This is a genomic window from Anaerococcus prevotii DSM 20548 (genome assembly GCF_000024105.1).
Lineage (GTDB): Bacteria > Bacillota > Clostridia > Tissierellales > Peptoniphilaceae > Anaerococcus > Anaerococcus prevotii.
This window is the reverse complement of the sequence record NC_013171.1, coordinates 957,506-970,279: the sequence shown is the minus strand read 5'-3', so window position 1 is coordinate 970,279 and position 12,774 is coordinate 957,506. Positions and strand designations below refer to the sequence as shown.

The 12,774-nt window shown below is 31.3% G+C and carries 14 protein-coding genes; all 14 read right to left on the bottom strand.

All coding sequences use genetic code 11. From position 1 onward, the window contains the following. Nucleotides 1-34: 34 nt before the first annotated feature. The gene (locus APRE_RS04590) at nt 35-1,546 is read right to left on the bottom strand and encodes a hypothetical protein (protein WP_257005685.1); all 1,512 of its coding nucleotides are present in this window, start codon (nt 1,544-1,546) and stop codon (nt 35-37) included. After that, a complete protein-coding gene (locus APRE_RS04585; protein WP_015777827.1) occupies nt 1,524-2,999 on the bottom strand; it encodes a sensor histidine kinase in 1,476 nt (491 codons plus the stop codon). The genes APRE_RS04590 and APRE_RS04585 overlap by 23 nt, the downstream gene beginning before the upstream one ends. Next, nucleotides 2,990-3,688: a response regulator gene (locus APRE_RS04580; RefSeq protein WP_015777826.1), complete on the bottom strand. Its 699-nt coding sequence runs from the start codon at nt 3,686-3,688 to the stop codon at nt 2,990-2,992. Before APRE_RS04580 ends, APRE_RS04585 begins: the two co-directional genes overlap by 10 nt. Then, the gene (locus APRE_RS04575; protein WP_015777825.1) at nt 3,678-4,580 is read right to left on the bottom strand and encodes an ROK family protein; all 903 of its coding nucleotides are present in this window, start codon (nt 4,578-4,580) and stop codon (nt 3,678-3,680) included. Before APRE_RS04575 ends, APRE_RS04580 begins: the two co-directional genes overlap by 11 nt. Beyond that, on the bottom strand, nt 4,580-5,536 hold the full coding sequence (locus tag APRE_RS04570) for an RluA family pseudouridine synthase (RefSeq protein WP_015777824.1): 957 nt from the start codon (nt 5,534-5,536) through the stop codon (nt 4,580-4,582). The genes APRE_RS04575 and APRE_RS04570 overlap by 1 nt, the downstream gene beginning before the upstream one ends. A 1-nt stretch (nt 5,537) precedes the next feature. Then, entirely contained in the window at nt 5,538-6,083 is a 546-nt protein-coding gene (locus APRE_RS04565; protein ID WP_015777823.1) for a DUF6648 family protein, read from the bottom strand. A gap of 33 nt (nt 6,084-6,116) precedes the next feature. Further along, nucleotides 6,117-6,545 (bottom strand): hypothetical protein, encoded by a 429-nt coding sequence (locus APRE_RS04560; RefSeq protein ID WP_015777822.1) that lies wholly within the window; start codon nt 6,543-6,545, stop codon nt 6,117-6,119. Nucleotide 6,546: 1 nt separating this feature from the next. Continuing rightward, the gene (mnmL, locus tag APRE_RS04555; protein WP_015777821.1) at nt 6,547-7,494 is read right to left on the bottom strand and encodes a tRNA modification radical SAM protein MnmL/YtqA; all 948 of its coding nucleotides are present in this window, start codon (nt 7,492-7,494) and stop codon (nt 6,547-6,549) included. Next, a complete protein-coding gene (locus APRE_RS04550; RefSeq protein ID WP_015777820.1) occupies nt 7,487-7,843 on the bottom strand; it encodes a DUF1292 domain-containing protein in 357 nt (118 codons plus the stop codon). The genes mnmL and APRE_RS04550 overlap by 8 nt, the downstream gene beginning before the upstream one ends. A gap of 11 nt (nt 7,844-7,854) precedes the next feature. Then, nucleotides 7,855-9,228 carry a zinc-binding metallopeptidase family protein gene (locus APRE_RS04545; protein ID WP_015777819.1) on the bottom strand — a complete coding sequence of 458 codons (1,374 nt, stop codon included), beginning with the start codon at nt 9,226-9,228 and terminating at the stop codon, nt 7,855-7,857. Nucleotides 9,229-9,236: 8 nt separating this feature from the next. Then, nucleotides 9,237-9,986, bottom strand: coding sequence for a peptidylprolyl isomerase (locus APRE_RS04540; RefSeq protein WP_015777818.1), 750 nt, complete (start codon nt 9,984-9,986; stop codon nt 9,237-9,239). Beyond that, nucleotides 9,973-10,698, bottom strand: a complete 726-nt coding sequence (locus APRE_RS04535) for a S1 RNA-binding domain-containing protein (RefSeq protein ID WP_172540107.1) — start codon at nt 10,696-10,698, stop codon at nt 9,973-9,975. The genes APRE_RS04540 and APRE_RS04535 overlap by 14 nt, the downstream gene beginning before the upstream one ends. A 109-nt stretch (nt 10,699-10,807) precedes the next feature. After that, nucleotides 10,808-11,650, bottom strand: coding sequence for a YitT family protein (locus tag APRE_RS04530; RefSeq protein WP_015777816.1), 843 nt, complete (start codon nt 11,648-11,650; stop codon nt 10,808-10,810). Between the two features lie 225 nt (nt 11,651-11,875). Further along, nucleotides 11,876-12,772, bottom strand: a complete 897-nt coding sequence (locus tag APRE_RS04525; protein ID WP_015777815.1) for a hypothetical protein — start codon at nt 12,770-12,772, stop codon at nt 11,876-11,878. Nucleotides 12,773-12,774 lie beyond the last annotated feature (2 nt).

Here is a 12,774-nt window from a genome sequence, read left to right as displayed (position 1 = left end):
TGATAACAGAAAAACTTATACTTAGTCAAGTGAATTAACGTTGCTCTTCTATTATTTCGTTATAATTAGTAAATGCTGACTCCAAATTTTCAGCAGAGCTAGCAGACTGTTCATCGATAGATACAATTGTTGTAGAATTCATAGTTGGTATAGAAAATGTGGGATTCTTATCTATCATATTATCCCTTATCTTATGGATTAAAATCTCATCTGGAGTTTGTATTAGGATGTATTTCCCATTAGATATTATATGATAGTCTTTAAATTGCGCATTAATATTTCTAACCTGATCTCTTGTTAGGGAATCTTTTGTATCTTTGTTAGACTTCTTATTTAGCATTTGGCTACCAATTGCTATTTCCATAGGAAAAAAGTTTTGTTCAAAGTTCTCTCCATCTCCTGTAAAGATAGAAGATTGGAATATCCATTGTCCCTGATTCCTTACTATACCAAAATTCGTATTATCAAAAGGAATATTTTTTTCATCTAAATTCTTAAAATTAGAGTTAGCCTCGTCCAAAACTCTTTCCTTAAATATCAAATCCGAATCTTCCTCACCCGTGAACTCTTGAAGGGATAAAAACTTGCCGTCTTTTAGATTTTTTGTTTCAAGAATAGCATATTTTCTTATAGGATTATCATTTACTAGGCTAGTATAGTCTATTGATATGAATTCATTAGAAACATAGTTTAGTCGCATATTAAGATTAATATCTTTGAAGGAATATCTGCTTCTTGTAGAAGGATTTCCTATTTTATCTCTAATTCTAACCGGAAAAGCTACAAGTTCATCATAATTGTTTGTAATGTTATTGCTATTAGTATTGATTGACCAATACTCGTCCTTATCGTTTACAAAGATATTATAGGCTTTTTTGTAAGAAATATTCCCATTATCTTTGATTCTAATTAAATATGTATAATAATTATATGATACATAATCACTACTTTCATCAACCCTTTCTCTAACACCTAAGGTGATTGCTTGATCTTCTGCTACATCCTCTCCTTCTGGATTGGTCGTCCTTTCCTTGCTGGCCTTTTTAGAATAGCTGTTTAAGATTTTTGAATCAACTTTGTTAGAGACTTTCTCTAAAACTACTAAGCTGTCATTTATTATATAAAACATAGATAAATCGCTTTGTTTTATAAAATCTTTTGAAAATAATTGCCCTTGGGAAGCATTTATTATTACAGAGTTCTTGTCTTTAGATACCTTTATATTATCTATTCCTCTATTTTTGAGATATTTTGACAAGTTCACATACTTGGATGAAAATACCGGAGGAAAAGCATATGAATCATCTATGGCTACAAGGTTTTTGTCAATATAAATCAAGTCCCCTTGATTCGGTATTTGATCTTCAGACGAATCTTTCTTGCTTTTTACCTCTTTTACCCTCCAAGTCCCTGTAATAGATGGCGATTCTTGCTGAGGCATTTGGATTAGATTATTTAATTCTTCGCTTTTACTATTAGTACATGACGATAAGACGATAATCGATACTAAGAGTATCAGCAGTCTATACATTTTCTTCATCTTCATACCTCGGTATCTGTACAGTTACTGATGTTCCAACACCATATTGGCTTTTGATCACAAGCTTTCCACCGTGAGCCTTAACGATTTCTTCGCATATTGATAGGCCTAGACCGGTTTGCGATTTTGAAGAAGAGCCCTTATAAAATTTACTTGCTACAAAAGCTATCTCGTCTTCTTTAATCCCTTCTCCATTATCCTTGACTGTAATAAGGACATTTCCGTCTTCTTGATCAATTATCAGGTCAATTTGACCAGATTCAGAAGTAAACTTGATTGCATTGTCAATTATATTAATCAAAACTTCTTTCATCCTATTTTTATCAGCAAATACTGGAATTTCCTTATATATAGTTACAAAGTTGAACTCTATATTTTGACTTTGCGTCCTAGGGAAAAGCTGGGTGTGAATTTGCTTTGAAAGTTCAACTATATCTAGTTTTTCCTTATCATACTTAAAACTTGACGAAGATAGTCTAGAAAAGTCCAAGAGATCTTCTACCATCATAGAAAGTCTGTCCCCCTCATCTTCAATAATTTTAAGTCCTTGGCCCATCATATCTTCATTTTTTTGCATTTCTGGTGCCTGTAGGGTAATAGCCCATCCTTTAATAGATGTTAGTGGAGTCCTAAGTTCATGAGAAACTGATGAAATAAAGTCGTTTTTCATATCTTCTCGTTGAATAATATTATCGCTTAGACTGTTTAAGGTGTTTGCAAGCTCTGTTATCTCATTATTTCCTTTAATATTTGCCTTTGCTGTATAATCTCCTGAAGCCAGTTTCTCAGAAACCTTAATCAAATCATTTATAGGCTTTACAAAACTTGATGCTGCGAAAAAAGAAACAACAAGGGCTAATAGACTTACGATTATACCAAATATGACATACCAGAAAGTATCATCACTAATTCTTTTATCTACCTTGTCCATAGAAGAAGTTAATCTAATAATTCCTACTTGCTGGTTGGCTGAGACTAGAGGATAAGATAGGGAGAGTAAACTCTCCCCAGTAGATTCTCTCTTAGATTTTGTAGAATCTTGTTTGCCTTCTATAGCAGATTTAACGTCAGAACTCTCTAATGTATTGCCTACCAAATCTGAAGCCATTGAGTCGAACAAAACCACTCCAGAATTGTCAAGTATTTGCACTTGGGTATCATTTGATCTGTAGAATATATTCTTATCACCAATAATAATATCACTTAGGTCGTATCTGTTCATATAATTACTAAATTGCAATTGATTAATCCTCGCCTGATTTTTCATGGAATCAGTAAGTGCTGATTCGTAGTATGATCTTATACTATTATAGGCAAATATCTCAAATCCAATTACTACTGTAATTACAAAAAACATTACTATCTTTATAACATTAAATTTAATACTATCGTTTGGGCTTTTATTGTTATATGATTTTATTTCTTTATCTATAAACTCATCGTTTCTAATTACTTCCATCTATAACCTGTACCCCAGACTGTTTCAATAAATTCAGGTTTTGCGGGATTATCCTCAATTTTAGCTCTTATTCTTCTGATGTTTACATCGACAATTTTTGTATCGTTGCTATAATTTTCTCCCCAAGTTTGAGTCATTATCTCATCTCTAGTCATGGCTTTGCCTTTATTTTTGATGAAATTCTGTAATATTGTAAATTCCGTTGGGGTTACATCTATTTCCTTATTATTTTTATAAAAGCTTTTGGCATAAATATCTAGAGTAAATGGTCCATCCGTTAAATTTTCCTTACTATCATCTTTTGGCCTAGCTTGACTTAGGTTAACTCTTCTCATAAGCGATCTAACTCTTAGAATTAACTCCTGTGGGTTGAAAGGCTTTATTATATAATCATCAGCCCCCTTTTCTAGGCCCAAGATTTTATCTATATCTTGGGATTTAGCAGAAACCATAATTATTCCTGTCATAGGGGATTCATCCCTTATCTTTTCACATACTTCATATCCACTCATTCCAGGAAGCATTATATCAAGTATTGCAAGTGCAGGTTTTTCTTTTTCAAAAATTTTAATTGCTTCTTCACCACTAGCAGCTTCTACTGTTTGATAACCTTGATAATCAAGATTTATCTTCATAAACTGTCTAATTGGATCTTCATCATCAACTATTAAAATTTTCTTATTTTCCATGATTTACTCTTTCAAAGGCAATCTTAGCTGCACCAATTACTCCAGCGTTATTTAAAAATTTGGCAGGAATAATGTCGACTTCACTAGGTTTATTGCAGTATTCTTGATATTTTGATACCATGCCGTCCCAGAAAACGTCCTTAGCATGGATTACGCCTCCACCAACAACAATTACATCAGGATCAAAAATATTTCTAAGTGATGTCAAAAGATACCCTAGGTCAGATTGGTAGTCTTCCAAGACTTTCCTTGCATCATTATCAGTTTCTACTAAATCAAAGATTGCTTGACCACTCAATTCTTTACCTGTAAGCTTTTTGTAGCCTTTAGTTAGTGCAGTTCCAGCACAGTAGCTTTCGGCACATCCCTTTTGTCCACAAGTACAAGGATCTCCTCCAGCATGTAGAATCATATGACCAAGTTCAGCTCCTTGGAAATGTGATCCTGATAGTAGGCCAGCTTCTTTCGTATAAATAGCACCGCCAAGTCCTGTTCCTAGGGTAATCATAACGACATTATCGTAATCCTTACATGCTCCTATCCATTTTTCTGCTATTAATGCAATATTAGCGTCATTTTCAACGAAGACAGGAACGTCAACGAATTCTTCAACTGCTTCTTTTAAGTTAAGTCCTGTCCATCCCTTAATATTTCCTGCAAAAGTTACAATCCCATTCTCTGAATCAATAAAGCCTGGAGTACCAATACCAACAGCAATAGCCTCTTTATATGATAAGTCATAAATAGCACTTTTTATATTTTCTAAAACTACTTCCCTACCCCTATTAGCATTGGTAGGAACTTCTTTTCTTTCTAATATTTCGCCCTTATCATCAATTAAACATGCATTAATTTTAGTTCCACCGATATCAATTCCTATTACTTTTCCCATTATAACTCCTTAAATATTTTATCCTTTAATTTTAAAATAGATTCTTTTCTTTCAGAATAGAATTCTTTACCTTCCAAATATTCCAATCCTTCTATGTTTGAAAATCTAATCTTATAGGCCAAAAGAATTTGATTATTTATTCCAAATTTTCTTAGCTTCTGATTTGTATTTCTATCGCCATATTTTCTATCACCAATTATAGGTGTGGAATTTTCTTTTAACGAAAATCTTATCTGGTGAGTTTTGCCAGTAATTAATTCACACTCAAGTAAACTAAACTTTTTATTTGTTTCTAACGGCTTAAAATTAGTTTTAATTCTCTTTCCATTCCTCGATTTACTGACACGATTACGATTATCGTTTTTACTTATATGAGTATCTATTGAAAATTCCTTTTCCACATAACCTTTTACAATTGTTAGATAAAACTTATCAATCTTATTTTCCCTAATTGCCTTGTTCAGACTCCTAAGGCTCTCAGCATTTTTTGCTCCTATAACAAGGCCTGCTGTATTTCTATCTAGTCTATTAACTACAGCTGGCTTGAAAGTTCTATCTGACATGTCAAAAGATTTAGTCTTATACAAATAATGTAGCATATTATCTACTAGATTATTGCCATAATCTTTTTTAGAAGAGCTATGAGTTAAGAGACCTGACTTTTTGTCCATAATTATTATATTATTATCCTCATAGACTATATCAAGATCGAAATCACTAGGTTTATAGTCGATTTTTGTAATCCATTTATCATAATCCTCATCTTTTATATACATCTTAACTATGTCATTAGGATATACAAAATCATCTTTTTTTGCTCTCTTATCATTGATTTTAAAATTTTTCTTTCTAATATTTTTTTGAATAACTGACAGAGGAGCATTTTCGAAATACTTCCTCAAAAACCTATCAAATCTCTGATTTCCGTCATTCTCACTTATTCTAACTTCTTTCATATTAATATGATTTATTCACATAAGAATCAATTAATGATTCTCTTGCAATTTCACTAAATACACCCTTTTGTTTTAACTTATCCAGTATTTTCTTATTTTTCGAATGCAATATAAGCTTTTCTCTATCTAGAATATGAATTTCAAATATCAAGCCTTTAAGTCTTTTAGACTTTAGACTTATGTAATAGCATTCCAAATTTTTATAATCAATCATTTCTAATAATCTTTGAGTTGCAATATCTTTAAGATAGTAGTAATTCTCCCTATCATTTATAAGCTTATTGTATATTCTTTTTTTCTTCTTCAAATTCTGGTAAGTTTTTGCATCAAAATTAGATTTCTTGGCCATAACATTATAGTATTGGTAATTGTAAATAGCCTCTTTAGTGTTAGTGATTTGAGAAAAAGGCTTGAGTTCTAGTTTTTTTAAAAAATTATAATTCAAATCTAAAAACTCATCCTTATTAATCTTAGCATTATCTAATAAATCAATTGATTCCTTTCTCCAATCCTCAAAAATTTTCAGTTTTTTTTCTTCTATATTCATAATAAAAAACCGTCTCCTTAGAGACGGTCATAACTAATCTTCTAGTTTTAATTCAATAACTTCTGCATCTAGAGAGCTAGGAACGTCTTCTTTTGTCCAATCTAATCCTAGGTATATGTCAGATTTTGAATACTCAGATAAATCTTTAAGTCTTTGACTAAGTTCTTCAATATTATCTTTATTAATGTCAATTATATCATAAATCCCATCTAGATAAATCTTTCCAATATCGTAGTCACGTGCAAGAATTCCTCCTACAAATCCTAGAAGCCCATCAATGTTACAAATCTTGTAGCTTTTTGCATTGATTAGTCTTACTTTGTGATCTAATGTGTTGATTTGGCTATCATCAGTGTCAACAAATACTATATTGTTATTTCCTTTTTCTTTCTCTTTGTTTGCTTCCTCAACCAAGTATTTTGTTTTACCAACACCTTGTTCACCCAAAACTAAATTAATCATATTAATCCTCCTTTATTTTATCAAAAATTATTTTTTTGCTTTTATCGCCTTGAACTATTCCTTTGTCGTTCATAGTTTGTATTATCTCATCCCTAATTTTCCACCAAGAAGTATCCCAATTGCAAAATATCGTTTCTTCTTCTGGAGCTCTTCCAACAATTCTTGCCACCGCGACATCTTTATCGATATATCTTAGAAATTCAATAACATTGTTTTCATACTCTTCCTTGCTAATCATCTGTATTTTATTTTCTTCATACATTTTGGCAAGTTTTGTATTTTTAACAATAAACAAGGAATGAATTTTTATCTCTTTTACACCTAACACATTGACAATTCTTGCTGTTTCTACTACGTCTCTTAAATCATCCCAGGGTAGGGATAAGATTAGATGGGTACAAACTCTAAACTTATATTCATTTATCATCTGTACTGCCAAAATATAATCTGCCAGGGACTCTCCCCTATTTAAGATATCTAGACTTCTATAATTGGCTGTTTGAAGACCCAATTCAAATGTTATATCTATTCCAGTTTCTCGACTAAATTCTTCTAAAAATACAAGCTTATCTCTGCTTACACAATCACTTCTAGTGGATATTGAAATTGCAACGATATAGTCTTTATTACATGCACTGATTACTTCTTTAAAATCTCTGAGACTCATGTAGGTATTAGAGAAGTTTTGAAAATAGGCTATAAACTTTTTAGCTTTATATCTCCTACCTATATAACCTTTGTTTTTTTCCAGCTGCTGATCAACTGTAAGGAAACTTGGTAGATTTTCAAAAGAACCACCTGATTCCGAACAAAATATACATCCGCCTACTCCACAAGCTCCATCTCTATTGGGACAAGTTAAGGATAGTTTGATAGGAAGTTTATAGACTTTTTCTCCGTAAGTATCCTTATAATACTTACTTACTGAATAATATGGGTTATTATTCATCTATCACATCATTATCATCCATATCACTTTCATAATCATCTACTAGATTATCTAAAGCTTCTTCATCCCAATAATGGGTGAATAAATGGAAAACTTCATCCATTTCATCTTCATCTTCAATTATTTCTAAATTTATTTCATCATTATCGAAGGAATCGTTATAGTAGAATAAATAAATTTGCGAGCTATCACTTGATAATAAAGCGACATAATCTGTTTTATCAACAGTGAATATATCAATTAGATAACATTGGTCAGTATTTTCGTCAAAACCAATCTCTATTATGGCTTTACCTTTATTCTTTCCAAATTCTACTTCGTGACCATGTAGATTAAGTTTTTCTGTCATAGTCCCTCCTATTAATTAATTTCGCTTAGTACCGTCTCAAGTAAAGAAATGAGCTTAGAAAGGTCATCTAAACTTGAATAATAGATACCATCACCTTGTTTATATTTTACCCCAATTGATATGATTTTCACATTTAAGTTATTAAATATAATACTGCTGTCAAGAGAAAATTGTGTCTTTATAGCCTTTAATTCCTCTCCTTCTAGCTTCATATATGACTTCTTAAATACTTCAGTCAACTCATCATCTGTATTTTTCCATTTATCTATGTTGAATCTTTCGGTAAGAGTTGATGATGATATTGTAGATGCAAGTTTAATCTTATCTTCCATGTTTCTCATGCTTTCTTCAGATAGTGATCTCAATACTAAAATCATGTTAATGTAATTTTTGAGACTCCTTGCTGTTGCTAGAGAACAAGAACTTATGGTTTGTTCATCAACTGAGTTTACAAAGTAGCTACCTGTAGGAATTAGTTCTATGAAAGAAGCTAAGTGATTAAAAGACTCACCACTTATAGGAAGATGCTTTTTGCTCTCGATTTTTTTTATAGATAGCTTCATTTCAGGTTCATACTTAAGATTTTTTTCTATAATTTCATTTTTTACTATCTCAAATATATTAACCAGCTCAGCCTCAAAGTCCTTATTTACAATAAAGTCAACTTGAGCTTGTCTAGGTATATAGTCATATCTAAAGCCACCAGTCAATGATACAATATCTATATCAACCTTTGCCCTAATTTTTCTGATAATCCCTATCATTAACTTAATTGAATTAAGCTTTACCTTATCGACCTCTTCTCCCGCATGTCCTCCACTTAGGTCAGATAGCTCCAGCCTGTATGTTTGATACTCATAGTCAGGAGTAAACCTTTCAACTTTAACTTGGTTTAAAAATAGCTTCAAGGCTGAAAATTCATCCGCTATACAATCGCTTTGCAAAAGATTAAGATTGACTACCTTATCTGTCCTAATCATTTCTCTTAATTTATCATATCCCGCATCTTTTAAGTGGATATTATTCTTTGTAAGTAAGATATCGAAATTACAGTCGCAATATTCAATCATATAGTTAATAATAAATGCACTCATCAAGCAATTTACATTCACTTTTGACTTAATAATCTTAGAATCTTCACTATCATCAATATGAACTTGGATCTTATCCTTAGCATCATCCAAATTAAGATGGAGAATTATTTTAGCTAAGCCTGTATTTTTAATATAGCGAGAACTGCCAAAACTTATAATATCTAGTTTTTTTGCTTCAGCTTTAGATAGGATAAAATCTTCAATTGATTCAATTGAAAAACTGTCTACATTCATCCTATCTATAGATTTTATATAATTATCGAGATTATTGTAAATATTTTTATAATCCATAATTATTCCTAGTAGTACTTCTTAACTTCTACATCCTTTTTTATTTTTCCAAGCTTTTCTAAGTATGCTTCTTGTCTTTTGGCCATTATAAGCCTTTGGCCTACTTGACTTTTAATCTCTTCGAACTTTGGAGTTTCAACATTTTCTTTATTTGTTAGCTTTATAAGGTGATATCCAAATTGAGACTTAACTGGTGCTGAAATTTCTCCTACTTCAATAGCATCAAGTCCTTCTTGGAATTCTTTAACCATAACACCTTTCGGAAATTTACCTAATGAACCGCCATTTTCTTTTGAAGGATCTATAGAATATTTTTTAGCTGCATCTTCAAAGGATAATCCTTTTTCTATTTCTCCCCTCACTTTTTCGGCTGTTTCTAGATCTTTTACTAAAATATGTGATGCTTCATAAAGAATTGGTGGATTGATGGTTTCCTTGTTTTCTTCATAATATTTTTTAATCTCATCATCATTTATATTTACTTCTTCAAATATTTTATGCATAGCGTAGTTCTTGAGCATATTTGTCTTAACTAAATCTAGCTCTTTAACAAATTCCTCATCTTGGTCAAGGCCCTCATCATATGCATCTTTTAGCAAGATTTCTTGATTTATCATCTCATCAGCTAGGATTTTAATACCCTCTTCGCTATTAAATCTTTCCCTATCCTCAATGCTATTCATCAATTGATAAACATCGCTTGTATATATTTTTTTGCCATTAACTTCTGCTAATAGCTTATTATTATCTTCTGTCATATTTATCCTCCTTTAGTTCAATTCTGTCTTTATATATAATTATATCATTATTCTTATAAAGTCTTCCTAAAGCTCGTTTAAAAGCAGATTTGCTCATATTAAAAACCCTATATATATTATCAGGCGAAGACTTGTCTGAAAAATATGCAATTCCATCATTTTCATAAAGATAATCAAGGATTTTGTCACTATCATCATCCATCTGTAAGTAAGCCCTTTGCCTCAATGAAAGCTCAAGCTTACCATCATCTTTTACTTCCTTAACCCTAGCTTCAATTAACTCGCCTTCTATATGAACTCCTCTAAGTTCAACAATTCTAAGTAGGGAGTCATATTTATTATCAACTGCAATAAATGCGCCTATAGACTTATTTATGGAATAAATCCTACCGCTTACTTCGTCATTTTCCTCGTATGAGTGATCATTTCTAAGCAAGTCTCTTATCTTGGAAGTTAGGTATACATAAGCGTTTCTGTCTTCTTTGAAAGCTACTGGATAAGTCATATCCATTATGATTTTGTATGTTCTTTCAGTAAAAGGCATGAAGATATTTTGATTATTTTCTATTTCAAAATAAACGCCTTTTTTATCAATATCTACAGCCTTAAGCGAGTGAATAGATCCTATTTCATATGGGAAATCGACAGCTGCCCTCAAGACTTGATTTCTATCGTGATATATAACTGCGCTTACCTTATCATTAACCCTCATGTCCTTCACATATTTTTTATCTATTACAGCATCTCCTAATTTTGTTTTAAGATATGCCTTATTTTTGCTAAATCTTTTTATAGTAAATTCTTTGATAATATTCTCCTAATTAATTACTCAACTGATCGAAAGTAAATCCTTCACCAAGAACCTCTGATACCTGGTAGGTGAAAATAAAAGCTCTATCATCTATAGATATTATATCTTCTCTGATTATAGGAAACTTTCTAACAGAGGTTACAGTCATTATTACATTTTTATCCTCTAGGGAATATCCTCCTTGAGCCTTAAGTAAGGTAACTCCCTTTTTGTGTTTTTCTAATATTAATTTGTTTATATCTTCGTATTTATCAGATATAATCAATATGGCAATTTTTCTACCAAAACCTTGTATAAAATAGTCAATCCCTAGTGATTGAATTAAGATTGTCAATACAGCATACATGGCTAGTTCTATGCCAAAAACCTTAATAGATAAGCTTACTACGACAAAATCAGCTATAAACATACATATATGTATGGGCATGTTGGTGAGCTTTTTGACAATTGCCGCTATTAAGTCAGTGCCTCCAGTAGAAGCATCGTGATAAAATACTATGGAAAGTCCCAAGCTCATAACAATTGCCCCAAAAATAATATTTATTATTTTATCATGACTTAAAATCACATTTGGAAATATTCTTTCAAATAAAATAATAAAAGCTGATAAGGCAAATGATGCAAATAAGGACTTCTTCGCAAAATCATAACCTAATACCAAAATTCCAAAGGCCAATACCAGTACGTTTAGTACAAGGTTGATAGTCCCTATACTCCATCTAGGAAAAACAGTCGATAGAACCAGTGAAAAACCCGATATTCCTCCTGCAGCAATATCATGTTGGATCAAGAAAAAATATAAGCCTGCTGATAGCAGGAAAGTCCCTAAAAGTATCCACAAATATTTCTTCATATTATTCCTCCGATTTTATATAATAAAATGTTATCACAAAATAGATTTATATTCAATCAGAATGTTGATAAAATAAAGCAATGAAAAAGGAAGAGAACTTACGAACTAGAAAAATATTTAGTCTAAGTATAATTTAGCCAGTAAAGCTTCTTAATCTAAACATTAGATTACTAATTACAAGTATACTTAAACAACCAATCATTCGTAAGTTGACTCATTCCTTATTTATCTGGCCCATTCAGGAAGCAATTCATTAAAATCATCATACATTTCTAGAATTTGTTTGATCTCTTCTTCATCCAAACTATGGTCTTTTTTGCTATTACTATCAACTTTATTATATAAAATAGTATATGCTTGATACAAGCTTAGGAGCCTAAAAAACTTTCTAGATGGCTTATTTCCTTCAAAATACCCTTCCAAAACACCTCTAGCAAACTCCTCAGAATATAAGGCAAGCTTGTTAATATCAACAAAGTCAAAGACACCATCTCCATAAGATATATCCTTTATGCCTCTTAGATCAAGTTTATCATTGTCGTATATTCTAATATTCTTTTCATTAATTTTCCCGTGCATGAGATTTATAGGGGTATTTTTAGTTAGATGTATATTAGCCTCAATATAATCTATTAGTATATAATCATTTTCCCCAATATCTTCTGATAAACCATGTATATAAAATAGGTAATTTGATTTGGTGAGGAATTTCTTCTCCCAGTCGACAGCTTCAGTAGGTTTTACTTGGTGAAAATCTTTTAAGACCTTTCCAAAAGCTATACCAACATTCCTACAATCACTATTACTATTATCTCTAAGAAACTCTCCTAGGGAAATCTCCTGTCTATATTCAAAAATTTTGTAAGCCTTGTTTATATCAGGCATTATTCCCTCCTCATATATACGAAGAGGAGCCAGCCCTATATCTTCTAGACGTCCTTGGATAAATTGTTCGCTTTCAATCGCTTCATGATCTTTGATGTCATAATAGGCAAAGACATAATCTTCTCCAAGCCCGTTTGTTATTTTTAGTTTATTTTCTGATATCTTATCAATAGCAACTATATTTTTCACATCAGAAAATAATTGTGTATGTTTTAAAAAATCATAGTTCTTTATCATTT